The 22,198-nt window shown below is 64.5% G+C and carries 24 protein-coding genes and 1 riboswitch; of the genes, 12 read left to right on the top strand and 12 right to left on the bottom strand.

Annotated features, from left to right (window positions below; all coding sequences use genetic code 11):
* Nucleotides 1-82: 82 nt before the first annotated feature.
* Nucleotides 83-511 carry an Lrp/AsnC family transcriptional regulator gene (locus B015_RS0121050; RefSeq protein WP_018429712.1) on the top strand — a complete coding sequence of 143 codons (429 nt, stop codon included), beginning with the start codon at nucleotides 83-85 and terminating at the stop codon, nucleotides 509-511.
* Here B015_RS0121050 and B015_RS0121045 read toward each other — a convergent pair whose 3' ends face one another.
* The 3 genes from B015_RS0121045 to rpmB all read right to left on the bottom strand — a co-directional run bounded on the left by B015_RS0121045 (nucleotide 512) and on the right by rpmB (nucleotide 2,118).
* On the bottom strand, nucleotides 512-877 hold the full coding sequence (locus tag B015_RS0121045) for a GNAT family N-acetyltransferase (RefSeq protein ID WP_245262236.1): 366 nt from the start codon (nucleotides 875-877) through the stop codon (nucleotides 512-514).
* 149 nt (nucleotides 878-1,026) lie between these two features.
* A complete protein-coding gene (locus B015_RS0121040) occupies nucleotides 1,027-1,704 on the bottom strand; it encodes a queuosine precursor transporter (protein ID WP_026227559.1) in 678 nt (225 codons plus the stop codon).
* 117 nt (nucleotides 1,705-1,821) lie between these two features.
* Nucleotides 1,822-2,118, bottom strand: coding sequence for a 50S ribosomal protein L28 (gene rpmB, locus B015_RS0121035; protein WP_026227558.1), 297 nt, complete (start codon nucleotides 2,116-2,118; stop codon nucleotides 1,822-1,824).
* 248 nt (nucleotides 2,119-2,366) lie between these two features.
* Here rpmB and B015_RS0121030 point away from each other — a divergent pair, with 248 nt between their 5' ends.
* The gene (locus B015_RS0121030; protein WP_018429708.1) at nucleotides 2,367-3,149 is read left to right on the top strand and encodes a DUF3108 domain-containing protein; all 783 of its coding nucleotides are present in this window, start codon (nucleotides 2,367-2,369) and stop codon (nucleotides 3,147-3,149) included.
* Nucleotides 3,150-3,229: 80 nt separating this feature from the next.
* Nucleotides 3,230-4,126: an EamA family transporter gene (locus B015_RS0121025; RefSeq protein ID WP_026227557.1), complete on the top strand. Its 897-nt coding sequence runs from the start codon at nucleotides 3,230-3,232 to the stop codon at nucleotides 4,124-4,126.
* On the opposite strand, the gene B015_RS0121020 is transcribed toward B015_RS0121025, so the two are convergent.
* Nucleotides 4,123-4,563: a cupin domain-containing protein gene (locus B015_RS0121020; RefSeq protein ID WP_157632900.1), complete on the bottom strand. Its 441-nt coding sequence runs from the start codon at nucleotides 4,561-4,563 to the stop codon at nucleotides 4,123-4,125. The genes B015_RS0121025 and B015_RS0121020 overlap by 4 nt on opposite strands.
* Entirely contained in the window at nucleotides 4,563-5,330 is a 768-nt protein-coding gene (gloB, locus tag B015_RS0121015; RefSeq protein WP_018429705.1) for a hydroxyacylglutathione hydrolase, read from the bottom strand. The genes B015_RS0121020 and gloB overlap by 1 nt, the downstream gene beginning before the upstream one ends.
* A gap of 128 nt (nucleotides 5,331-5,458) precedes the next feature.
* On the opposite strand from gloB, the gene B015_RS0121010 reads away from it, so the two are divergent.
* The 3 genes from B015_RS0121010 to B015_RS0121000 all read left to right on the top strand — a co-directional run bounded on the left by B015_RS0121010 (nucleotide 5,459) and on the right by B015_RS0121000 (nucleotide 9,258).
* Nucleotides 5,459-6,250, top strand: a complete 792-nt coding sequence (locus B015_RS0121010; RefSeq protein WP_018429704.1) for a class I SAM-dependent methyltransferase — start codon at nucleotides 5,459-5,461, stop codon at nucleotides 6,248-6,250.
* A 130-nt stretch (nucleotides 6,251-6,380) separates the two neighbouring features.
* Nucleotides 6,381-7,265 (top strand): lipid kinase, encoded by an 885-nt coding sequence (locus tag B015_RS0121005; RefSeq protein ID WP_267320801.1) that lies wholly within the window; start codon nucleotides 6,381-6,383, stop codon nucleotides 7,263-7,265.
* Nucleotides 7,266-7,449: 184 nt separating this feature from the next.
* On the top strand, nucleotides 7,450-9,258 hold the full coding sequence (locus B015_RS0121000; protein ID WP_018429702.1) for an ABC transporter ATP-binding protein/permease: 1,809 nt from the start codon (nucleotides 7,450-7,452) through the stop codon (nucleotides 9,256-9,258).
* Between the two features lie 47 nt (nucleotides 9,259-9,305).
* Here B015_RS0121000 and B015_RS31325 read toward each other — a convergent pair whose 3' ends face one another.
* On the bottom strand, nucleotides 9,306-10,850 hold the full coding sequence (locus tag B015_RS31325) for an MFS transporter (RefSeq protein ID WP_040456347.1): 1,545 nt from the start codon (nucleotides 10,848-10,850) through the stop codon (nucleotides 9,306-9,308).
* Between the two features lie 140 nt (nucleotides 10,851-10,990).
* Here B015_RS31325 and B015_RS0120990 point away from each other — a divergent pair, with 140 nt between their 5' ends.
* The gene (locus B015_RS0120990) at nucleotides 10,991-11,848 is read left to right on the top strand and encodes a LysR substrate-binding domain-containing protein (RefSeq protein ID WP_026227555.1); all 858 of its coding nucleotides are present in this window, start codon (nucleotides 10,991-10,993) and stop codon (nucleotides 11,846-11,848) included.
* A gap of 52 nt (nucleotides 11,849-11,900) precedes the next feature.
* On the opposite strand, the gene metA is transcribed toward B015_RS0120990, so the two are convergent.
* Nucleotides 11,901-12,824 (bottom strand): homoserine O-succinyltransferase, encoded by a 924-nt coding sequence (gene metA, locus B015_RS0120985; RefSeq protein ID WP_018429699.1) that lies wholly within the window; start codon nucleotides 12,822-12,824, stop codon nucleotides 11,901-11,903.
* Between the two features lie 49 nt (nucleotides 12,825-12,873).
* A riboswitch (SAM riboswitch) is annotated at nucleotides 12,874-12,951 on the bottom strand.
* Nucleotides 12,952-13,103: 152 nt separating this feature from the next.
* On the opposite strand from metA, the gene hisC reads away from it, so the two are divergent.
* Both hisC and B015_RS0120975 read left to right on the top strand, forming a co-directional pair.
* A complete protein-coding gene (gene hisC / locus B015_RS0120980) occupies nucleotides 13,104-14,216 on the top strand; it encodes a histidinol-phosphate transaminase (RefSeq protein ID WP_018429697.1) in 1,113 nt (370 codons plus the stop codon).
* A 3-nt stretch (nucleotides 14,217-14,219) separates the two neighbouring features.
* Nucleotides 14,220-15,155: a prephenate/arogenate dehydrogenase family protein gene (locus B015_RS0120975; RefSeq protein WP_018429696.1), complete on the top strand. Its 936-nt coding sequence runs from the start codon at nucleotides 14,220-14,222 to the stop codon at nucleotides 15,153-15,155.
* Nucleotides 15,156-15,244: 89 nt separating this feature from the next.
* On the opposite strand, the gene B015_RS0120970 is transcribed toward B015_RS0120975, so the two are convergent.
* Complete coding sequence (locus B015_RS0120970) at nucleotides 15,245-16,243, bottom strand: DUF2125 domain-containing protein (protein ID WP_018429695.1); 999 nt, start codon at nucleotides 16,241-16,243, stop codon at nucleotides 15,245-15,247.
* A 155-nt stretch (nucleotides 16,244-16,398) separates the two neighbouring features.
* On the opposite strand from B015_RS0120970, the gene B015_RS0120965 reads away from it, so the two are divergent.
* From B015_RS0120965 to B015_RS0120955, 3 genes are all read left to right on the top strand, one after another.
* Nucleotides 16,399-16,920 carry a gamma-glutamylcyclotransferase gene (locus B015_RS0120965; protein WP_018429694.1) on the top strand — a complete coding sequence of 174 codons (522 nt, stop codon included), beginning with the start codon at nucleotides 16,399-16,401 and terminating at the stop codon, nucleotides 16,918-16,920.
* Between the two features lie 77 nt (nucleotides 16,921-16,997).
* Nucleotides 16,998-18,095, top strand: coding sequence for a trifunctional transcriptional activator/DNA repair protein Ada/methylated-DNA--[protein]-cysteine S-methyltransferase (locus tag B015_RS0120960; RefSeq protein ID WP_018429693.1), 1,098 nt, complete (start codon nucleotides 16,998-17,000; stop codon nucleotides 18,093-18,095).
* Between the two features lie 20 nt (nucleotides 18,096-18,115).
* Nucleotides 18,116-18,691, top strand: coding sequence for a demethoxyubiquinone hydroxylase family protein (locus B015_RS0120955; RefSeq protein ID WP_018429692.1), 576 nt, complete (start codon nucleotides 18,116-18,118; stop codon nucleotides 18,689-18,691).
* On the opposite strand, the gene B015_RS0120950 is transcribed toward B015_RS0120955, so the two are convergent.
* The 4 genes from B015_RS0120950 to ftsE form a co-directional block, all read right to left on the bottom strand.
* Nucleotides 18,688-19,479 (bottom strand): 1-acyl-sn-glycerol-3-phosphate acyltransferase, encoded by a 792-nt coding sequence (locus B015_RS0120950; protein WP_018429691.1) that lies wholly within the window; start codon nucleotides 19,477-19,479, stop codon nucleotides 18,688-18,690. The genes B015_RS0120955 and B015_RS0120950 overlap by 4 nt on opposite strands.
* A gap of 110 nt (nucleotides 19,480-19,589) precedes the next feature.
* The gene (locus tag B015_RS0120945) at nucleotides 19,590-20,201 is read right to left on the bottom strand and encodes a YdcF family protein (protein WP_245262235.1); all 612 of its coding nucleotides are present in this window, start codon (nucleotides 20,199-20,201) and stop codon (nucleotides 19,590-19,592) included.
* Between the two features lie 185 nt (nucleotides 20,202-20,386).
* Nucleotides 20,387-21,400 carry an ABC transporter permease gene (locus B015_RS0120940; protein ID WP_018429689.1) on the bottom strand — a complete coding sequence of 338 codons (1,014 nt, stop codon included), beginning with the start codon at nucleotides 21,398-21,400 and terminating at the stop codon, nucleotides 20,387-20,389.
* On the bottom strand, nucleotides 21,393-22,052 hold the full coding sequence (ftsE, locus tag B015_RS0120935; RefSeq protein WP_018429688.1) for a cell division ATP-binding protein FtsE: 660 nt from the start codon (nucleotides 22,050-22,052) through the stop codon (nucleotides 21,393-21,395). Before ftsE ends, B015_RS0120940 begins: the two co-directional genes overlap by 8 nt.
* Nucleotides 22,053-22,198: the final 146 nt, after the last annotated feature.

The raw sequence follows: 22,198 nt of genomic DNA, 5'->3' as shown, positions 1-22,198 counted from the left end.
GGTCATGTCTCGTCGAAAGGCAGTATCGAGAACGACGAAAAGACGTTATGTTTTGAGCATATCGACGACAAGCAAGTGCGAAATGACGACCGATCCAGACGCTGCCCTGCTGAACCTTTTGCGCGAGAACGCGCGCGCCTCGACGGCAGACCTGGCCCGCAAGCTGGGTGTGTCCAGGACAACCGTGCAGAGCCGGCTGGAGCGTCTGGAAAAGCGCGGGGTGATCGCCGGCTACAGCGTCAGACTGTCGGCCGATTATGAGAAGAACCTCGTCCGCGCCCATATCCTGGTCACGGCGCTGCCCAAGGTCTCCGCTGCGGTGGAGGCCGTGCTGCGCCGCATCCCCGAGGTGCGCACCCTGCATTCGGTGAGCGGCAATTTCGACATGATCGTCGTGGTCGAGGCGCCGTCGGTGCGTGACCTCGACGTGCTGATCGACAGGATCGGTGCGCTCGAAGGCGTCGAGCGCACGTTGTCGTCGATCATCCTCTCGACGCGGATAGACCGGTAGTCACTCGATGTCGTGCATGCTGCGGCGAAAGACGATCTCGCCGCCGATGATCTCGCCCGATTCGCGGAAGCCCATCTGGCGGTAGAGCTCCATTGCCACATCGTTTCCGGGCGCCACGCTGAGCGTCACCTGGCTGCAGCCCGGCAGCCTGGACATCAGCTTCAGCAACTCGTCGAGCGCCTTGCGGCCATAACCGAGTCGCTGGTAGCGCTGGTCCACCATCAGCCGATAAATCCAGTAATTGCCGTCGTCGGGGTCGAGCGCATACATGGCGAAACCGACGGCGACATCGGCGTCGTAGATTGCCAGCGGCACGCAATGGTCGCCGTCCTCCGCCTCGTCGATCGAATCGGCGTTGGTGGCCACGAACCCCTGTTGCGAGCGGCGTACCTGGAGCTGAAGAACCTTTTCGCGCTCGGCAGGGCCCAACGGCCTCAACGTGACTTGCATCTGCGGACCTCGGTATGAGGTCGCAGCGTCTAGCGTCGCAGGATTACGGGAACATGGCGCCGGCTTCAGGCCAGCGCCGGCTGGCTCCAGCGCGTGGCGATCAGCCGGTAGGGCACTAGGGCGAACAGGCCGATCAGCAGCTTCACCGTGAGGTCGCCCAGCGCCCACGACACCCAGCGCGCCGCCTCGATCGACATGACGCCGAACAAGGGAGCGGCCTCAAGCGCGAAACCGTCCTCCGGACCGAGGAAGACGAAGACGGCGGAGAAGGCGATGCCGAAGAAGATGATAGTGTCGAAGACCGAGCCGACGAGGGTGCCGATGATCGGAGCGCGCCACCAGCTCTGGCGGCGCAGCCAGTTGAACACGGTCACGTCGAGCAGCTGGCCGACCAGGAACGCGGTACCCGACGCCAGCGCGATACGCGCCAGACGGCCGGGTGCGGTCTCGAAAGGAATCAGCCCGAACCTGAACAGCAGCGGCGGAAGCACGATCGAGCAGACCACTGCCGTCATGAAGCCGACGAAAACGATTCGTCGGGCCATCTTCGGCCCATAGCGCCGGTTGGCGAGGTCGGTGACCAGGAAGGAGAAGGGGTAGGTGAAGGCGCCCCAGGTCAGGATATCGGCAAGGGCCAGCGATCCGACCTGTCCCTGCATCGGGAACTGGACGAGGATGTTGGAGGCGACGACGACAAGCGCCATGGCCACCACAAAGGGTAGATAACGAGAACCGGAGTTCATTTTTTTATCCTGGGTAATGGAACCAGTTTGTCCGGGCGATGCCCAGCCGTTGGTCGGAGCCTCGTCATCCTTGCGGCGTCAGAGGCTCCAGGCGGTCGTCCCCCGCCTTAAGATCGATCAGGCAGCAGCCTGTTCGGCAGTCTTCTTGGCGATCTGCTTCTTGAGCAGACGGGCGCGCTGCGACAGTTCTTCAGCGTCGGCCTTGGCCAGGAAGGCGTCGAGACCACCGCGGTGCTCGACCGAGCGGAGCGCGTTGGCCGAAATGCGCAGGCGGACGTTCTGGTTCAGAACTTCCGAGATGAGCGTGACATTGACCAGGTTCGGCAGGAAGCGACGACGGGTCTTGTTGTTGGCGTGGCTCACATTGTTGCCGGTCATGACGGCCTTACCGGTGAGTTCGCAAGCGCGGGACATGTTACATACCTTCAGTTCTGGCGGACCAAGCGGCTGTGACGCACCTAATGGCGCGCGGTCTCAGTCAGGCGGCCTCATGGAAAAAGTTGGCGTTCCATAGTTGCATTTCACAGCCTCGTCAAGCGCTCCGTGGTCTCGGACAGGTTGTCCCCAGTTCCACAGAAAGGCCGGATTTGCCTTTATAACCAGCTGCGAGGGACATCACCAGCCGGAAGCCAGCTTCCGCTGACGATGAGGTATCGCCTTAGATGCTCCGCCTGTTGCCCGCCCTGATCGCCGTTGCGCTTGCCGTCCTGCCCATGGAGGCGAGGGCGGCGGAAAAAACCTTCAGCGGCGACTATTCATTGTCCTTCCTGGGCATTCCCGTCGCCAAGGCGACCTTCGACAGCAGTTACGACGGCAACGCCTACAAGGTGAACGGCAAGGTCTCGAGCGCCGGGCTTGCGGCATTCTTCGACGACACGCGCGGCACCATCTCGTCGCGCGGCAGCTTCGGCGACGGCGGCACGCGTCCAAGCGCATTCCGGGCCGACTATGTCTCCGGCAAGAAGGCATCGCTGGTCGATGTGCGCTTTTCCGGCGATCGCGTCGCCAGCACCGAAGTCGTGCCGCCGCCCAAGAAGCGCGGCTCGACCTGGATACCGCTCGGCGCCGACGATCTCCGCGCCGTGTCCGACCCGATCGCGGCGACTGTCATCAAGGCGTCCAGCCTCGACCGCGTATGTGGCCGCACCGTCAAGATGTATGATGGCGAGCTGCGCGCCGATCTCAGGCTGACCGAAGTGTCGCGCAAGAAGATGTCGGTCAAGGGGTTCTCCGGCGACACGGTCACCTGCCGCATGGGTTTCCAGCCGGTCTCGGGCTATCGAACCGACAAGAAGGCGCTGACCTTTCTGCGCGACCGCAGCCGCATCATGGTGACATTTGCGCCGCTCGGCGAAACCGGCGTATATGCCCCGATCTACGCCACCGTGAGCACCGAGATCGGAACGATCACGGTCAAGGCACGGCGGTTCGAAGCCACCAATTGAGCATGCGCCGAAAACCGGGAGTGGTCTTCGGACACGGTCATGCTCCAGGACAAAAGGCGCCGGCGCGCCGGGAGGGGTAAGTGGGGCGCGCGACTTTGATCGGATTCTCGGCAGTGGCCATGTGGGCGCTGCTGGCCCTGCTCACCGATGCGTCAGGCACCGTGCCGCCGTTCCTGATGTCGGCGATCACTTTTGCCATCGGTACCTGCGTCGGCCTCGTCGCGCGGCTGTTCATGTCCAAGCCCGAGACGACGGAAAAGATCCCGCCTCAGGTCTGGGTCATCGGCATTGCCGGCCTGTTCGGCTACCATTTCTTCTACTTCACCGCGCTGCGCAACGCGCCGGCGGTCGAGGCCAGCCTGATCGCCTATCTCTGGCCGCTGTTCATCGTTCTGGGCTCGGCGCTGATGCCGGGCGAACGCCTGCGCTGGAACCACATCGCCGGCGCGCTGATGGGCCTTGCCGGCACCTTCCTGATCATCACCAAGGGCGGCGGGCTCGCCTTCGATGCACGCTACAGCTTCGGCTATGCCATGGCCTTCGTCTGCGCCTTCCTGTGGTCGGGCTATTCGCTCCTGTCGCGGCGTTTCCCCTCGGTGCCGACATCTGTCGTCACCTGGTTCTGCCTGGCGACCTCGATACTGTCCTTCGCCTGCCATCTGGCGCTTGAAGAGACCGTCTTGCCGGCCAATGCCGGCCAGTGGCTCGCCGTACTCGGCCTTGGCCTGATGCCGGTGGGTGCTGCCTTCTACGCCTGGGACATCGGCGTCAAGCGCGGCAACATCCAGGTCCTGGGCGCGGCAAGCTACGCCGCGCCGCTGCTGTCGACCCTGGTGCTCATCGCTGCGGGTTTCGCCGAGCCATCCTTGCGCATTCTCGCTGCGTGCGTACTCATCACCGGCGGCGCCGTACTTGCAGCAAAGTCGCTCATTTTCCGCGACCGCTCGTCACCGGCGACCAATGGGGCAGGGGCCTAGACTAACCCCGGCTCCCAGCCCGGTTCAGCCAGCTCGAACTGGGCGAATTCGAAGCCTGGCGAGACGGTGCAGCCGACCAGCGTCCAATCGCCGAGGCTGCGGGCCGTCTGCCACCAGCCCGGCGGAACCACCAGCTGCGGTCGCTCGCCGGCAGCCAAATTGACGCCCAGGACGTCCGCGCTCACTTCGCCGCTAGGCGGGCATATCTTCAACTCGATCGGCGCCCCGGCATGATAGTGCCAGAGTTCGGCGGCGTCCCTGACCCGATGCCAGGCCGAGACATCGCCGTGCTCGAGCAGGAAGTAGATCGCCGTCTGGTTGCCGCGCGCGCCGTGCGGTCCGCCCTCGGGATTGTCGCGAAAGGTCTCGACATACCAGCCGCCCTCGGGATGGCGCCGCATGCCCAAGGTGGCGATGATCTCGGCTGCCTGCATGATCAGAAATTGTCCTTGCGCCTGCGGATTTCGGCGAAAACGTCGACGTCCGTTGCCTTCTCCATGCCGAGATGCTTGCGGATGGCGGGATCGGACCAGCGCAGGAACGGGTTGGTGGCGAGTTCCTCGCCGATGGTCGTCGGCAGCGTCGGCTTGCCCTCGGCCCGCAGCTTCTCGATCTTGTCGGCGCGGGCACGAAGCGCTGGGTTGTCGGGGTCGATCGTCAGGGCAAAGCGCGCATTGGACAGCGTGTATTCGTGCCCGCAATAGATCACGGTGTCGGTTGGCAAAGCGGCGAGCTTCTTCAGCGATTCGAACATCACCGGTGCCGGACGCTCGAACAGTCGCCCGCAGCCCAGCGCAAACAGCGTGTCGGCGGTGAAGGCCACCTTCGACTTCGGCAAGTAGTAGCAGACATGGCCGGCGGTGTGGCCCGGCGTCTCGATGACCTCGATGGTCTCGTTGCCGAAGGGGACCACCGAGCCTTGCTCTACCGTGTCGTCGATTCCGGGAATCTTGTCGCGTTCCGCCTCCGGCCCAATGATACGCAGCTTGTAGCGCCGCTTGAGCGCAAGGTTTGCCTCGACATGGTCGCCATGGTGATGGGTTGTCAGGATTGTCGACGGTGTCCAGCCGCTATGGGCTATGGCATCGATGATCGGCGCCTCCTCGGGCGCGTCGATGATGGCGGTCTCGCCGGTTTCGCTGTCGTGCAGCAGTGCCCCGAAGTTGTCGGTGCGGCACATGAAAAGCTTGATCTCGACGGCCATGGCAGAACTCCCTTTCGAAGAGGACGATAGGGCGGGCGGTTTGCCCTGTCATCCAAATAGCGCGTCGCAGCGCGGGTGAAACGGATGCGGTCGTTGAAGTCCTGGGCGAGCCCGGTTACCGTCCGGCGATGAACTCCGACATCGTCGACCTCCGCTCCTTTTATTCCACGCCGCTCGGGCGTCTGGCCGAGCACTCCATCACCATGGCGCTGTCATCGGTGTGGGCGGGCGTGCCCAACGAGCGGCTGGTCGGGCTCGGCTACACGCTGCCCTGGCTCGACCGCTTCGGGGCCGATGCCGAGCGTGTCTTCGCCTTCATGCCGGCGACGCAAGGCGCGGTCGTCTGGCCGGCGCAGGGCCCGTCGTCGACGGCGCTGGTGTTCGATGAGGAACTGCCGCTGGTCGATTCGTCCATCGACAGGATGCTGCTGGTTCATTCGCTGGAACATGCCGAAAGCCCGCGCGAGACGCTGAAGGAGATCTGGCGGGTGCTGTCGCCCGCCGGCCGCGTCGTCATCGTGGTGCCCAACCGCCGCGGCGTCTGGGCGCGTTTCGAGCACACACCCTTCGGCACCGGCCGTCCATTCTCGCCGGGCCAGCTCAACGAACTTCTGCGTGACGCCAATTTCACCGTCGCCTCGTGGTCGGATGCGCTGCATTTCCCGCCCTCGCAGCGCAAGTGGATGATGCGCTTCGACCATCTGTTCGAAAGCCTCGGTCGCCGCTTCTGGCCGATCTTCTCCGGCGTCATCGTGGTCGAGGCGCAGAAGCGCGTCTATCAGGGCATACCTGTCGCGCAGCGTGCATCGCGTCGCGTTTTCGTGCCTGTCTTGTCGCCGTCAGGCGCGACGCGTGGCTTCCCGGCGCTGAGGCGGTCGCGCGAGGATGACGAAAAGGACAAGCCGCTTTCGGTTTCGTGAATTGTCGAAGCCTTAAAATGGCGCGCCCTGCTCCCTAAATTGCGTAAACGGGGGCAACGCGCCGAAAACGGCGACAACAGCAGGAAATTCCACCCTGACCGACGTCATCATCCGCGAAAAACGCACTGAGCTGCATGCGGCCGGCAAGCGTGCCATGCTCATCGTCAATCCGCGCGCGCGGCGTGGCGGCGGGTCGATCGCAGAGGCGCGCAAGGTGCTGGAGGCTGCCGGCATCATCATCGAGGAGATGGCGACCAGCAAGGACGAAAACGCCTCCGAGCTGATCTCTCGCAATGCCGATCATTTCGACATGGCGATCGTCGGTGGCGGCGACGGCACACTCAACAATGCCGCTGCAGGACTTGCCTATACGGGGCTGACGCTCGGCGTGCTCCCGCTCGGCACCGCCAATGATTTCGCCCGAACCATGGGCATCCCGCCGGATCCGATCAAGGCGGCCGAGATCATCGCCGAAGGCCGCCAGACGCTTGTCGATCTGGGCGAGGTCAACGGCCACCTGTTCTTCAATGTTGCCAGCATCGGCTTCAGCGCCGAATTGGCGGCGGAGCTCACGGAGCACGCCAAGAAGCGCTGGGGCACTCTGGGCTACGGCATTGTCGCTGCGCGCCTTTTGATGCGCTCCAGGCTGTTCACCGCCTATGTCGACCATGACGACGTGACCGAGAAGATCCGCACCATGCAGGTCTCGGTCGGCAACGGACGTCACTATGGCGGCGGCATGACGGTGGAGGAAACGGCGACGGCCGACGATGGCTGGCTCGACCTCTACAGCCTCGAGGTCGACCACTGGTGGCGGCTGCTGCGCCTGCTGCCCAGCCTGCGCCGGGGCACTCAAGGGCAGTGGGACGATGTCCGCGCGTTCAAGACGACGGGGGTGACGATCCGCACCAAGCAGCCGCGGCCGGTCAACACCGACGGCGAGCTGGTGACCTGGACGCCGGCGCATTTCCGCATCCGGCCGAAATCCGTGCGGGTGTTCGCGCCGAAGGGCTGAAGCAATTCCGGGAAAAGCGGGAAGCGGGTTTCCCGGAACTGGGTAAGAACGAAGAGGCCAGGGGCGGCAGGTCCGGCGTTCACAATCATGTTCCGGACAGGTGCGATACGCGTCCGGCAGACAGTGGCAGAATAGCCCTTGGGTCTCGATTCGGGCAGTGTGGGCCAGCGGAAGGAACGCATCCATGCCAAGCCAATCGTTCGACAGGGCCAATCGCGAACCGCTGGTTCCCGAGTTTGACGGCGGCGGCTTCCTCGGCCATCTCAAGATGGCGCGACAGGCCCTGGCCGGGTCGCCGGTGCGGCGGACACTGACCTGGCTCAGTCTTTCCATCGTTGTCATCATCATCGGCACATCGATCGGCCAGATCCTGCTCAATCGCTGGAACAAGCCCTTCTACGACGCGCTCGAACGCCGCGATTTTCCCGCCTTCATGGACCAGCTCCTGGTCTTTGCAGCGATTGCCGCCGGATTGCTCGTGCTCAACGTCGCCCAGCAGTGGCTTAACCAGATGATCCGGCTCAAGCTGCGCGAGGGGCTGACACTCGACCTGATCGGCGAGTGGCTGCGACCTGGCCGTGCTTTTCGCCTCGCCAATGCGGGTGCTGTGGGCGTCAATCCCGACCAGCGCATGCAGCAGGACGCCGGCCATCTCGCCGACCTCACCACCGATCTGGGCATCGGTCTGCTGCAGGCCTCCATCCTGCTTGCTTCTTTCGTCGGCGTGTTGTGGAGCCTGTCGTCCGGCTTCGTCTTCCATGTTGGCGGCAGCTCCTTTGCCATTCCCGGTTACATGGTCTGGGCGGCCTTCATCTATGCCGGTTCGGCCTCATGGCTAAGCTGGCTGGTGGGCCGGCCGTTGATCACCGAAAACAGCGAACGTTATTCGCGGGAGGCCGAACTGCGCTTCTCGATGGTGCGCATCAACCAGAACATCGACGCCATCGCGCTCGCCCGCGGCGAGGCGGACGAGGTTCGGCGGCTCGAGACCGACCTCGGCAGCGTGCTCAACGCCATGCGCCGCATCTTCGCCACCCAGATCAACCTCGCCTGGGTCACCGACGGTTATGGCTGGTTCACCGTGGTCGCGCCTATCCTGGTCGCCGCGCCCGTCTATTTCGCTGGCGACATCAGCTTCGGGGGGCTGATGATGGCGGTTGGCGCATTCAACCAGGTCCACGCCTCGCTGCGCTGGTTCATCAACAATGTCGGCGCCATCGCCGACTGGCGCGCCACGCTGATGCGCGTCGGCGTCATCCGCAGCGTGCTGGTCGCGGCGGATGTGCTGCATGACAAGGAAGACCGCATCGGCTTCACCGAAAGCAGCGATGGCAGCCTGGCCTTCGACCAGCTGGAGATTGCCTCGCCCAGCGGCTGCACCAAGCTGTCGGAACCGCATGTGCGGGTGAAGCCGGGTGAAAGGGTGCTGATCGTCGGCGAGGCTGGTGCCGGTAAGACGCTGCTGTTTCGGGCGCTCGCCGGTCTCTGGCCGTGGGGGCGCGGGCGCATAGAGCTCCCCGCAGGCAATCAGATCACCTTCCTTCCGCGCCAGTCCTACCTGCCGCCGGGCTCGCTGCGCGACGTGCTGGCCTATCCCACGGCGGACCGGACCTTCGAGGATGCGGAGTTCGTGGCATCGCTCGGCGCGGTCGGCCTCGACCGGCTGGTGCCGTCGCTCGACCGGACCGCGCCCTGGGCCGAGGAGCTGAACAGCGACGAGCTGCGGCTGCTCGCCTTTGCCCGGCTCCGGCTGCACCGGCCCGACTGGGTGATCGTCGACGAGGCTTTCGACACGCTCGATGTCGCTGCCCATGAACGGGTGAGTGCGATGTTCGAGGGCGAGCTGGCCGGTACCGGTATCATCTATTTCAGTCCGACCCGCCACAATGGCGGGCTGTTCGACCGCACCGTCCACCTTGCCAGGGACAAGCGCGGACCGGCGCTGAGGCGGATACACATCAAGGAGATGGCCCAGGCATCCGCCACGATCTGACGCGGTTCCCGCAGGCCCGCCGGAGCGGCGGGCCTGCAGCTGTCGCCTCAGTGCGCTGCGACGCGATTTTCCGGGCGGGGCTCCGGCAGGCCGGATGATTTTCCGGCGCCAAAAAGCGCAAAGCTGATCGCGGCCAGGACCCACACGCCGATGCCGCCATAGAGCATCACCCAGTGGAAGCCATTGACCAGTGCGGCGTGGGCGACGTCAGCAGGGACGTCGAGCGCGCTCTGCGTGCCGTCGATCGCGCCACCAGCGGCAATACGCTCGGCCAGCGCCCGCAACTGGCCGGCGTCGGCAATTTCGGGCAGGGCGTCGCGCAGGCCGGCAAGAATACCCTCGACCAGGACGAAGCCCATCACCGCGATGTTGACGGCGAGCGCGATCAGCCTGGCGCTGGCGTCGATGCCCGAGGCCATGCCGGCGCGGCTGGCCGGCACCGAGCCCGTGGTCATGTTGGTGGCGGGGGTGGTCGTCAGGCCGAGGCCGATGCCGGCAATCAGCGCGCCGGGCAGCACGGTCAGCCCGCTTGCCCCTTCGACCGGGCTGCCCAACCACATGGCGATGAAGCCGAGGCCGATGGTGAACAAGCCGAGCGGGATGACGACGCGGGGGCTGGTGCGCAGCAAAAGGTACTGCGCCACCGGCGACATCACCAGGAACGGCACCGTATAGGCAAGCACGGCCAGGCCGGTTTCGGTGCTGTCATAGCCGAGGCCTGCGGTGAAGTAGATCGGCATATAGACCATGAAAGGCCAGTAGCTGAAGTTCATGCCGACGCAGCCGACGATGGCGCCGGAGAAATCGCGGATCCTGAACACCGAGAAGTCGAACATCGGATGCGGATGCAGCCGCTCGACCGCAACGAAGGCGATCAGGCCAATGAGTGTTGCTGTGGCGATGGCAAGGGCTGTCGGGCTGAGAAAGCCGAGATCGGCGCCCTGGGTGATGTAGTAGGTCAGCCCGAAGACCGAAGCACTCAGGATGACGATGCCGGGCAGGTCCAGCTTCTTGGCCTGCGGGTCACGCGATTCTCCGACGCTGATGAAAGTCAGCGCCAGGCACAGCAGCGCCAGGGGCGCGTGCACGAGGAATACCCACTGCCATGTCGACAGGGCCACGATCGTGCCGCCGATGATCGGCCCGAAGCCCAGGCCGATGCCCGATATGACGCCCCAGACGGCGAAGGCGCTGCCGCGTGCCTTGGCGTCCTGGAACTGGTGCGAGAGAATGGCGATCGAGCAGATGAACATGGCGCCGCCAGCCATTCCCTGCAGGAAACGGCTGACGATCAGCACCGTCGTGCTGGGGGCAAGGCCGCACATCAGGGATGTCACACCGAAGGCTGCAACTGTGATGGCAAACACCAGACGGCGCCCGAAGCGGTCGGCCAGCGTGCCGGTCGCCATAAGCACCGTCGTGCAGGCGATGGTGTAGGCGTTCATGATCCACTGCATGTCCTTGAAGTCGGCCTGCAGCACATGTTCGAGCGTCGGCAGGATCACCGGTATGCTCGATATCTCAAGGCCGAACATCAGCGCGGACAGGCAGATCGCCCCAAGCGCCAGATTGTCTCTACTCGTCAGCTTCATCCCGTGTCTCCGGCTGGCGGCGTCGGGAGGAGGAGGCCCAGTGCCGCTGGTTATCTGGAAACAGCTGAGATAGGCGAAGCTTGAACATGCATAAATGCTATGCAAACCTATATCAGTGATAACAAATCAGGATGGATGAGATGCTGTGGCTCGACGCCGAGGCCGTGCGCAACTTCGTTTTGGTCGCGGATCTCCAGAGCTTTACGCGGGCCGCCGACGCCATGGGCTCGACCCAGGCGGCGGTCAGCGTCAAGCTCAAGCGGCTGGAGGAGCGCATCGGCCGCAAGCTGATCGAACGCACCCCGCGCCGTGTCAGGCTGTCGGCAGACGGTGCGTTGTTCATCGAATCGGCGCGTGCCTTCCTCGCCGCGCATGACTATGCCGTCGCAGGCCTGTCGTGCTCGGCGCGGCGCTTCACGCTCGGCATTGCCGGCCATGTCGCCGGACCGGAGGTGACGACGCTGCTCGCGCGCCTCAGCCAGCACGATCCGGCGCTGACCATCGAGGTCCAGGTCGACAATTCAACGCTGCTGCTCGACGCCTTCGACCGTGGCAAGCTCGACGCCGCGATCGTCAGGCGCGAGGACGACCGCCGCGACGGCGAGGTGTTGGGACCTGAGCATTTCGGCTGGTTCGCGACGCCCGAGTTCGATCATCGCCCGGGTGAGCCGATCCGGTTGGCGACGCTGTCGCGGCTGTGTGGCGTTCGCGACCTGGCGACACGCACGCTCGACGACGCCGGCATTCCCTGGGTCGAGGTGTTCGTCGGCGGCGGCTCTTCGATGGTCACGGCGGCGGTTTCGGCGGGGCTCGCCACGGCAGTCTTCCCCAGCCGCCTGGCGCCCCCCGGAACCGTCGAGGTCAGCCGCAAGTTCGGCCTGCCTGAGGTGCCGGCGACCGAGATCGTGCTGCACTCGACACTGACCGACCGCCGCTCGCGCGAAGCGCTGCGCATCCTCGCCTGCGCCTTTCACGAGCACCGTGCAAAGGCCGGGTAGGGCGCTTTGGGACCGCGCCCGGATGCCGGGCGCGGGGCCGTGAGGCGGTCGGCTAGCGATCCTTGCCGATGTTCTCCAGATCGTAGGCCGTGGTCTGGTAGACCCGGTTGATCCAGTTACCGAACAGCAGGTGGGCATGCGAGCGCCAGCGGTTTAGCGGCCGGCGCTGCGGATCGTTGTCGGGGTAATATTCGTGCGGCACGGCGATGGTCACGCCGGCGGCCACGTCGCGGTCGTACTCTTCCTTGAGCGAGGTCGAATCGTATTCGATGTGGTTGAACATGTAGAGCCGGTTGCCGGCTTCCTCGGCCAAGAGGCTCGGGCCGGTGTCTTCCGATTCCATCAAAAGCTCGAGGCCGGAGCCCTCCGGGATGTCGGCTGCTCGGACTTCGGTCCAGCGCGACACGGGAATGGCGAAATCGTCCGAGAAGCCGGCGAGATAAGGCGAGGCAGGCGCGTTGTTGTTGTGCCGGAACACGCCGAACGCCTTTTCTTCCAGCGTGTGCTTGGGAAGACGGTGGAAATGCCATGCGGCCGCCATCGCTCCCCAGCAGATGAAGAACGGCGAATGCACGTTGGTCGTGGTCCAGTCCATGATCTGCTTGAGCTCGTCCCAGTAGGTCACTTCCTCGAACGGCAGCAGCTCAACCGGCGCACCGGTGATGATGAAGCCGTCGAACTTGCGGTCCTTCACCTCTTCCCAGGTCTGGTAGAAGGCGATGAGGTGGTCCTCTGAGGTGTTTTTGGCCTTGTGGGTGCCGATACGCACCAGCGTCAGTTCGACCTGCAGGGGGCTTGCGCCGATCAGGCGCGCGATCTGGGTCTCTGTCCTGACCTTGTTGGGCATGAGGTTGAGCAGGCCGATCTGCAGTGGGCGGATATCCTGGCGGAGAGCAGTCTGCTCATCCATGATGGACACGCCCTCTTTCACCAGCACTTCGCGGGCGGGGAGTTGATCCGGGATCTTGATCGGCATTGCGCGACCTCCAAAAAACAAAACCGGCATTGCTGTCGCAAAGCCGGTTTACGGATCGCAAACGGCCCTTTAGCGACTTGTTTAACGTGGCTGCAAGCCGACCGGCCAAATCACCACGGGTCTATGCGCTGCTATTACGCCCGGTGGCCGATTGCGTCAACAGCGGCCCAATGGTCCAGCCAGACGGGCCAGTTTCGCCGGTTTTCCTCGACATTGGCTGTTACGGGGGGTATTTCCGCTGCGGCCTCCATCCGGAGGCGCCAATCCAGGATTTTCGACATGACCAAGGCACCTGAGCAGATTCGCCCCGAACCCCGCGCCGGCATCATGGACATCGCAGCTTATGTCCCCGGCAAGAGCGCGGCTCCCGCAGGCGTTACCAAGGTCCATAAGCTCTCGTCGAACGAAAATCCGCTGGGTGCGTCGCCTCATGCCATCGAGGCGGTACAGAAGCTCGCCGGCAAGATGGAGTATTATCCCGACGGGTCGGCGTCACGCCTGAGACAGGCGATTGCGGCGACCCATGGGCTCAACCCTGCCAACATCCTGTGCACGAACGGCTCCGACGAGGTGCTGGGCCTGCTGGCGCAGAGCTATCTCTCGCCAGGCGACGAAGCCGTCTACACCGAGCATGGCTTCATGGTCTACAAGATCTACACCCAGGCAGCGGGCGCCATTCCCGTCGTTGCCAAGGAAGATGGCGAGAAGGCCAGCGTCGACAACATCATCGCGGCGCTGACGCCCAACACCAGGATCGTCTTCCTCGCCAACCCCAACAACCCGACCGGCACCTACCTGCCGTTCGAGGAGGTGCGTCGCCTGCATGCGGCGCTGCCGAAGAATGTGCTGCTCGTGCTCGATGCCGCCTATGCCGAATATGTTCGCCGCAACGACTACGAGGCGGGCGTGGAACTGGTCGCGGCCAACGAGAATGTCGTCATGACGCGCACGTTCTCGAAGATCCACGGCCTCGGCGGCATGCGCATCGGCTGGATCTATGCGCCGTCGCACGTCATCGACGTGCTTGAGCGCATGCGTGGCCCGTTCAACGTCAATGCGGCGGCCATCGAGGCCGGCGTGGCGGCGATCCAGGACCGCGGCCATGTCGAGCGCACCGTCGCCCACAACACCCACTGGGCAGAGTGGCTGGTCACGGAGTTCGAGAAGCTCGGCCTGCGCGTCACGCCTTCGGTCGGCAACTTCCTGCTGGTTCACTTCCCCGAGGACGGCAAGCATTCGGCCGCTGCAGCCGACGATTATCTTCTGGCGCGCGGTTATATTCTGCGCAGGGTCTCCGGCTACGGTTTCCCCAATGCGCTGCGCATGACCGTCGGCACCGAAGAGGCAAATCGCGGTGTCGTTGTTGCCCTCACCGAATTTCTGAGAAGTTGAAAAATGTCCGAACCTCTCTTTGACAAGATTGCCCTGCTGGGCATCGGCCTGATCGGCTCGTCGCTGGCCCGCGTCATTCGCCGCGAAGGGCTTGCCCGCCATATTGCCATCTCCACCCGCAGTGCGTCGACGCTTGCCCGCGCCGAGGAACTCGGGCTTGGCGACAGCTATTCGACCGACGCCAAGGCGGCGGTGAAGGATGCAGACCTCGTCATCGTCTCGGTGCCGGTGGGCTCGTCCGGCGCCGTGGCTGCCGATATTGCGACAGCCCTGAAGCCGGGTGCCATCCTCACCGATGTCGGCTCGACCAAGGCCTCCGTCATCGCCCAGATGGCCCCGCATGTGCCCGCGGGCGTGCACTTCATCCCCGGCCACCCGCTGGCCGGTACCGAGAAGTCCGGCCCCGACGCCGGCTTTGCCGAACTGTTCGAGAACCGCTGGTGCATCTTTACGCCGCTTCCGGATACCGATCCGGTGGCGCTTGAGAAGCTGTCGGAGTTCTGGCGCCGCTGCGGCTCCAACATCGACACCATGGACCCCGAGCATCACGACATGACGCTCGCCATCGTCTCGCACCTGCCGCACATCATCGCGTACAACATCGTCGGCACCGCCGATGATCTCGAGGCGGTGACCAAGTCGGAAGTCATCAAATATTCGGCTTCGGGCTTCCGCGACTTCACCCGTCTCGCGGCTTCCGACCCGACCATGTGGCGCGACGTCTGCCTGCACAACAAGGACGCGATCCTCGAAATGCTGGCGCGCTTTTCGGAAGACCTCGCCTCGCTGCAGCGGGCGATCCGCTGGGGCGACGGCGACAAGCTGTTCGAGATGTTCACCCGCACCCGCGCCATCCGTCGTTCGATCATCGACGCCGGTCAGGAAGTCGACGTGCCGAACTTCGGCCGCGAGGCCATCGAGCACCCGGCTAAGAGCTAGCGAATAGGGAATGCAAAGTGGCGAGTAGCGACTTGCCCTGGCCGTCCAGGCTGGGTTTCCTCGCTACTCGCTGGAATGCTCGACAGGAGCTATTGAACCGCGGGCAGCATCCCGAGCGGAATGAACCCCAGCATTGCCCGGCCCTTGGTCACTCTGAGCGGCAGGGTCGGCGCGTCGCCCAGAAGCGCCAGGCCTGCGAACGCGGTCTCGATCTGCTTCTTCTGTTCAGGGATCACCTCGGCGAGGATGCGCGACAGCTCGCGCGGGTTCTGGATGGTGACGCGCAGGTTGGCGTCGAGCAGGCCGTCGTCGCCGATCGACCATGGACCCGTGACCGCTGCCCCGGTGTTGCCGCCAGAGGTAATCGTCATCGACCGGATCGTGCCGGCCTGGCCGCGCAGGCTCTTCTGGCCTCCGCCGAGCAGGCTGATGCCATTGGTAAGCGAGGTGTCGGCGCTGCCGTCAAGCAACGGCAGCTTGCGGCCGTGCAGGGCCTCCGGGTCGATCAGCAGGCCGGTGAAAGTGCCGGCGAGATCGATATCCATGCCGTTGGGGCGCAGGTGGAATTGCGTTTCGTCGGCGGTGAACAGCGGCATGTCGGGGCCGTCGATGAACGAAGCCTGGCCGGACAGCTTGCGCGTCTCGACCGACAGGCGCTCCGGCAAGGGATTTGCCACGCGCACGCTGGCATGAAGCAGGTCCCAGTTGAACTGGAGCTGCGGCAGGTCGGGCGCGGTCACGCGCAGCGGGCCGTCGAGTTCGAGCACCGAATGCATCGGCTGGTAGACTTGGGCTGCGGTGCGGAAGGCACCGGCGCTGGCCGAGACGCGCAGCCCTGAATTCTCATACTCCACCCGGTCGCAGAACAGGCCGATGCGGAAGGGGAAGCCCCGGACCGTGGGGTTGGCGCAATCGGCCGACACCCCGTTCCGGTTCAACTCGGCGATGCGCTGCTGCACCTCGCGTTCGGCCTTGCCGGCGAGCCAGAACCAGCCGGCGCTGTAGCCGCCAAACAGCACGACGATGAACAGCGTCAGCCACAGGAAGCGGCGGCTGGAGTTCGGTTTCCGGTCTTGGCTTGACGTCATACTCACGCTCTCGTTAGTGCATGGTTCCTGAAATCGGACCGATTTCCGAGGGTCTCATGCGCGTGTTCAGATTGTTACAGCGTCTTTTGCGTGTCCGGTAGGAGGCGCGTCGCTGTAACGCGGGAGACCCGCGAACCACCAACAGGCTTGGCGATATGGGCGATTTTTGGGTTTTTGGCTATGGCTCGCTGATGTGGCGTCCGGGCTTCGCCCATGTCGAGACGCGCCGGGCTCGGCTGATGGGCTTTCGCCGGGCGCTGTGCATCCGCTCCTGGGTGCATCGCGGTACAGAGCAACGGCCCGGACTGGTGCTCGGTCTAGACCGTGGCGGCTCCTGCGTCGGCATGGCGTTCCGCGTGCCCGGTGACCTGCGCGACGAGGTGATTGCCTATCTCAGGGCGCGCGAGCTGGTGACCAGCGTCTATCTCGAGCGCGAGTTCACCATCCAGCTCGACCGCGACGGCGCGCGCGTGCCTGCCGTCTGCTACATCGCCGATCGCAAGCACCGTCAATATGCGGGCAACCTCGACGCCGCCCATGCTGCCGAAATCGTCTCAGGGGCCGTCGGCCAGTCCGGCCGCAACGAAGACTATGTGTCGAGCGCCGTCGAGCATCTCAAGGCACTTGGCATCCGCGACCATTGGCTTGAAGAGGTGGCGCGCCGCGTCGGCTCATGACGGCCTCTTGTCAGGAGGCAAGATCAACGCCTGTTTTTCGGCGGCACATCGTTGCGGACTCGCGCTAAGCATTGGCCATGCTTTTCCAACGACCTTCCGACGACACGCTCTACGACGCGCTGATCGCACGCGATCCCGGCTATGACGGCCTCGCTTTTGTCGGGGTGACGTCGACCGGCATCTTCTGCCGGCTCACCTGTGCCGCCCGCAAACCCAAGCGCGAGAACGTTCGCTTCTTCGACACTACGGCCGAATGCCTGCATGCGGGCTTCCGGCCGTGCCAGCGCTGCCGGCCGATGATGGGCACGGGCGCGCCCGAGCCGCTGGTTGCCACGCTTCTCGACGCGCTCGACCGCGAACCGGAGCGGCGCTGGCTCGAAACCGACATTCTGGCCATGGGTTTCGATGCATCGACCGTGCGCCGCGCCTTCAAACGCCGCTTCGGCATGAGCTTCCTTGAGATGGCCAGGCTGCGCCGGTTGGGTCAGGCGGCGGAACGGCTGACCGCGGGCGACAGCGTCATCGATGCGCAGGTCGAGGCTGGTTTCGGATCCGGCAGCGGTTTTCGCGCGGCAGTGACCCGCCTGCTCGGCGAGGCGCCGGCCAAGCTGCGCGGCAAGACCATGCTCAAGGCAGACTGGGTCGAAACCCCCATCGGCCCGATGATCGCCATTGCCGACCAGCATGCGCTGCACATTCTCGAATTCCTCGAGCGCAAGGCGCTGGCGACTGAAGTGCGCAAGCTGCAGGCCGCGACCGGCTCGGCCATCGCCTTCGGGCGGGCAGGGCCGATCGACCAGATCGAAGCCGAACTTGGTGCTTTCTTCGCCGGTAACTCGGCAGAATTCGCCACGCGGCTGGCGCCGCAGGGCACCGCCTTCGAGCGCCAGGTCTGGGATGGCTTGCGCCGCATTCCGGCGGGCGCCTCGGCGACCTATTCCGGCCTTGCCGCGGAGATCGGCAACCCGGCTGCCGTGCGTGCCGTCGGTCGTGCCAACGGCGCCAACCCGATCGCGGTCGTCATTCCCTGCCATCGCGTGGTTGGCGTCAGCGGCGACCTGACAGGTTATGGCGGCGGCCTGTGGCGCAAGCGCTGGCTGCTGGAGCATGAGCGACGGATGGCCGCTGGCCAGCCCTGTGTCGCAGCATCAGGATCGGTGGTATCAAGGAAGTAACGTCGGTTGGAAAGACATCGATGCTGCTGCCTGCAGGTACTGACAAGGTTACGATCCAGCGCATCCTCAAGGTCAACCACGCCGGTGAGCGCGGGGCGATCAACATCTATGGCGCGCAGATTGCCATGGCTCGGCGGTTCTTTCCCGAGCTCTTGCCGGAACTTGAGAAGATGCGTGCCGACGAAATCCTTCACGAAAGGATATTCAGCGACGCCATGCCGGCACGCGGCGCGCAAGCGTGCCGCGTCATGAAATTCTGGTCGCTTGGCGGCTATGTGCTGGGGTTGGTGACCGCGGCGCTTGGGCCGCAGATGGTCTGGCTCTGCACGGAAGCTGTCGAGGCCACCGTGCATCGGCATCTCGAAGAGCAGCTTCGTTTCCTGCGAGACCGCGACGAAGGCCTGCACGTGGCGATCCTGTCCATCCAGCAGGAAGAGCTTGCGCATCTGGACCTCGCGCGCGAGCGCAGGTCGTCAAAGGGACCGCCCTACGCCCTGGCCTATGGTGCGATTGCGGCGGCGACCAGTTTGATGATCTGGCTGTCGACCTGGGGCGATACCAGCTGGATGAAGCGCGAGCTTGAGGCCAGCAGCTAGCTTTTGACCTCTACGCCCAGCTCCTTGAGCCGCTTGACGGCGGTGGGCGGCATTGGCGGCGGATTGTCCGAGGTTGCCGCTTCGATCAGGAATGCGTCGCAGGCGGCTTCCGTGTCTTCGACAAGCCGCTTCATGAATTCTTCCCTGCTCAGGCCCGCCGGGATCGGCGGCAGGAAGCGTGCCTTGATGGTGCCGGGAAAGCGCAGGAACTTGCGCCGCGGCCAGTACAGGCCGGCGACATGGGCAACCGGAACCACAGGCATGTTCAGGGCGGCGTAAAGCTCGGCGATGCCCCATTTGTAGGCCGGCTCGTCGCCCGGCGCGCGGCGCGTGCCCTCGGGATAGATGATCAGCTGGCGGTCGTTCTGCATCTCCCTGCGGGTCGCAACGACCACAGCCTTGAGGGCCGCCGAACGCTTGCCGCGATTGACCGGGATCATGTTCATCTTGGCGATGTACCAGCCGAAGAGCGGGATCCACATCAGCTCGCGCTTGAGGATGTAGAGCGGGTCGCGCAGGTAGGGGAAGAAGGCGATGGCGTCCCAGAAGGACTGGTGCTTGGGCGCCAGGATGAACGAGCCTTCCGGCAGGTTCTCGACGCCCGTGACCTCACTCCTGGTGCCGGCGATCTTCTCCTGCAGCCACAGGCTCGAGCGCGCCCAGAATTTGGGGACGAGCCAGGCGCGATGACGCGGCGACAGGAAGTAGTAGGGCGTCCAGAGGATCATCTGGAGCACCAGGCTGACATAGAAGACGAAATTGAATGCCAGCGAACGGATATAGAGCATTGTCTGGGAGCGCCTGAGGACGGAATTTGCCCGTTGGTTACACCAAGCCGTCCAAAAAGGAAAACGGCTGCTGGCCGGCTGCCTGCTTAAACCGTTGCGTTGGGCGGCGGTCAATCGGCGGTGGCGACGTCAATGCCATCGGCCGTCGGCTTCACCGGCAGGATGCCGCGGGCGAGCGCAAGCAGGTATTTGTTGTATTCGGTGAACAGCACGCGGAAGGCTTTCGGCTTGGTCAGCCAGCTGCCGTCGTCGAGCTTGGAATTGACAACAGGGTAGGGCTGCAGCGTGGCATGGCGCAGCAGGCGCCCCATTTCCAGCAGGCTGCGGGGCATGTGGTAGTTGTTGGTGACCAGGATCACGCGGCCGTAGTCGTGACTTTCCACCCACTTGGCGCTTTCCTCGGCATTGCCGATGGTGTCGAGCGCGGCCCTGTCGATGTCGACGCGGCTGAACAGGGCCTTGTCGCTTCCGGTGGCGAGCTGCAGCTGGCGGCGCGTTGCGGCGGGATGGACGCCGCTGATCAGCAGGCGTTCGCCCTTGCCGGTCTTGAGAAGGTTGAGTGCCGCGTCAATGCGCGACTGGCCGCCGGTCAGCACGATGATGGCGTCGGCCTTGGCCGGGTTGGCTGGCGTGGTCAGGCCGCTGACATGGGTGGCAAAGAGTGCAAAGCCGGCGATGAAGACAAAAGCCGCAAGCAAAAGGACGAACAATGTGCGGCGCAAAAAAATCACTCTCCGGCGCGAGCTGCGCCCGGCTGGGTAGAATCTCGTTCCTGAAACCGTCCCCGATGCGGCGAGCGCGTTCTGTCCCATCACGTCACCATGGTTAAGCAGGAAATACGGCTTTTGCAGCGCTGTATCATACACATTAGGTAACGATTGGACATGTTGTGTGACGCAAGCATTGCCTAAAGCCCGTCCGGCTGATGCTTGTCTATCTCGTCGAGATAGGTGACGACGGTGACATGTGACGTTGCGGCCGTCAGCGCGCCGATCAGGGCGACGATCAGCACGACGCCGAGATAGCCGTTGGCGCCGATGGCGAAATTGCCGAACAGCGCTGTCGCCTGGTCGGCCTGGGGCGTCGCCAGGTTGCGCGACGACCACCATGAAAAGACGATGAAGACAATGACGGCGGCCAGGCCGCCTGCTGCCGCGCCTTTCATGCCGGTCAGCAGGAAGTGGCGGCGGAACTCGCTGGCGATGAACCGTGCTTCTGCGCCGACGAAATGCAGCACCTCGATGATATGGCCGTTGCCTGCCATGGCGCCGCGGGTGGCAAAGACTACCGAAAGCACGGTTGCCGCCAGCATCAGCACCAGCACGCCGGTGCCGATGGTCACGGTGGTGCGCGCCATCGCCACCAGCCGGTCGACCCAGGTGCGGTGGTCGTCCAGCGTCGCCGTCGCCACCTTGGGCGTGATCGCGTCGCGCATCGCCTGGAAGTCGGGCGGGCTGTTCTCGTCGATGGTGACGATCACCAGCCGCGGCACGGGCAGTTCGTCGATGTTCAGCCCCTTGCCCAGCCACGGCTCGAGCAGGCGTGCGGTGGCATCGCGGTCGACGATCTTGGTGCCGCGCACGCCGGGGAATTCGCTGGCGATGCGCGCGGCGGTCTCGAGTGCCGCCTCCATGTCGAGGCCGTCAACCGGCTTGATCTGGATCGTCGCTTCGCGGGAGATCTGGTTTTCCCACACAGATGCGGTGTCACGCACCAGCGTGACCGCGCCCAGCGTCAGGCAGGACAGGAAGGTCATGATGGCGATGACCAGAACCAGCGCGCGCCCGGCAATGTTCTGCGACGGCACGATGGGGGCGGTCTTGCGCCGCAAGCGCGGCTGCGGTTGCCCTTCGAACTCGTCTTCGAAGTCTTCCTCTGGCTCCCGATCGTGTTCGAGATCGGCGGCGTGCTGCTCAGTCATAGATGTCGAGCCTTCCACCCGCGAGGATCATGCGCCGGGCATCGACCTGGTCCATCAGGGCCAGGTCGTGGGTGGCGATCACGACGGCCGTGCCGAGCCGGTTGAGCTCGATGAACAGCCTGAGCAGGCGGCGCGCCAGCGGCGGATCGACATTGCCGGTGGGTTCGTCGGCAAGCAGGACTTCGGGCTGCTCGATCAGCGCCCGGGCGATGGCCGCGCGCTGCTTCTCGCCGCCCGAAAGCACCGGCGGCAGCACATGCATGCGCTCGCCGAGCCCGACCCATTTGAGCAGTTCGACCACGTCGGTGCGGTAACTGGCTTCCTCGCGCCCGCGCACGCGCAAAGGCAGCGCCACATTCTCGTAGGTGGTCATGTGGTCGAGCAGACGGAAATCCTGGAACACCACGCCGATGCGCCGCCGCAGCAGCGGCAGTTCGGTGCGGGTGATGCGCGAACGATCCTTGCCGAAGACGTTGATCAGCCCGCGCGTCGGCTTGAGCGACAAAAACAGCAGCCTGAGCAGCGTCGTCTTGCCGGCGCCTGATGGCCCGCTGAGGAACTGGAACGAGCGCTCGGGAATGTGGAAGGAGACATCACGCAGGATCTCCGGTCCCATTCCATATCTGAGGCCGACATTTTCGAAGCGGATCACGTGCTGCAGACCTTGCTCGATCCCGTTGAATTTGCGGGACCCTCGCTGCCCGTTTCTACGAAACGAGCATGGGTCCGCATGGTTAACGAATGGTTAAAATCTCCAGCCGTTTCGAGGCGCGAAGCACCCTGGTGGCGAAGCACCCT

Origin of the sequence: Hoeflea sp. 108 (assembly GCF_000372965.1) — a bacterium.
In the GTDB taxonomy this organism is placed as follows: Bacteria; Pseudomonadota; Alphaproteobacteria; order Rhizobiales; family Rhizobiaceae; genus Aminobacter.
This window is presented reverse-complemented; position numbering and strand designations above follow the sequence as displayed.

Coding starts and splice junctions, on each gene's coding strand:
- B015_RS0121050 (WP_018429712.1), top strand. CDS start 83: ATGACGACCGATCCAGACGCTGCCCTGCTGAACCTTTTGCGCGAGAAC.
- B015_RS0121040 (WP_026227559.1), bottom strand. CDS start 1,704: ATGAACTCCGGTTCTCGTTATCTACCCTTTGTGGTGGCCATGGCGCTT.
- rpmB (WP_026227558.1), bottom strand. CDS start 2,118: ATGTCCCGCGCTTGCGAACTCACCGGTAAGGCCGTCATGACCGGCAAC.
- B015_RS0121030 (WP_018429708.1), top strand. CDS start 2,367: ATGCTCCGCCTGTTGCCCGCCCTGATCGCCGTTGCGCTTGCCGTCCTG.
- gloB (WP_018429705.1), bottom strand. CDS start 5,330: ATGGCCGTCGAGATCAAGCTTTTCATGTGCCGCACCGACAACTTCGGG.
- B015_RS0121010 (WP_018429704.1), top strand. CDS start 5,459: ATGAACTCCGACATCGTCGACCTCCGCTCCTTTTATTCCACGCCGCTC.
- B015_RS0121000 (WP_018429702.1), top strand. CDS start 7,450: ATGCCAAGCCAATCGTTCGACAGGGCCAATCGCGAACCGCTGGTTCCC.
- B015_RS31325 (WP_040456347.1), bottom strand. CDS start 10,850: ATGAAGCTGACGAGTAGAGACAATCTGGCGCTTGGGGCGATCTGCCTG.
- B015_RS0120990 (WP_026227555.1), top strand. CDS start 10,991: ATGCTGTGGCTCGACGCCGAGGCCGTGCGCAACTTCGTTTTGGTCGCG.
- metA (WP_018429699.1), bottom strand. CDS start 12,824: ATGCCGATCAAGATCCCGGATCAACTCCCCGCCCGCGAAGTGCTGGTG.
- hisC (WP_018429697.1), top strand. CDS start 13,104: ATGACCAAGGCACCTGAGCAGATTCGCCCCGAACCCCGCGCCGGCATC.
- B015_RS0120975 (WP_018429696.1), top strand. CDS start 14,220: ATGTCCGAACCTCTCTTTGACAAGATTGCCCTGCTGGGCATCGGCCTG.
- B015_RS0120970 (WP_018429695.1), bottom strand. CDS start 16,243: ATGACGTCAAGCCAAGACCGGAAACCGAACTCCAGCCGCCGCTTCCTG.
- B015_RS0120965 (WP_018429694.1), top strand. CDS start 16,399: ATGGGCGATTTTTGGGTTTTTGGCTATGGCTCGCTGATGTGGCGTCCG.
- B015_RS0120960 (WP_018429693.1), top strand. CDS start 16,998: ATGCTTTTCCAACGACCTTCCGACGACACGCTCTACGACGCGCTGATC.
- B015_RS0120955 (WP_018429692.1), top strand. CDS start 18,116: ATGCTGCTGCCTGCAGGTACTGACAAGGTTACGATCCAGCGCATCCTC.
- B015_RS0120950 (WP_018429691.1), bottom strand. CDS start 19,479: ATGCTCTATATCCGTTCGCTGGCATTCAATTTCGTCTTCTATGTCAGC.
- B015_RS0120940 (WP_018429689.1), bottom strand. CDS start 21,400: ATGACTGAGCAGCACGCCGCCGATCTCGAACACGATCGGGAGCCAGAG.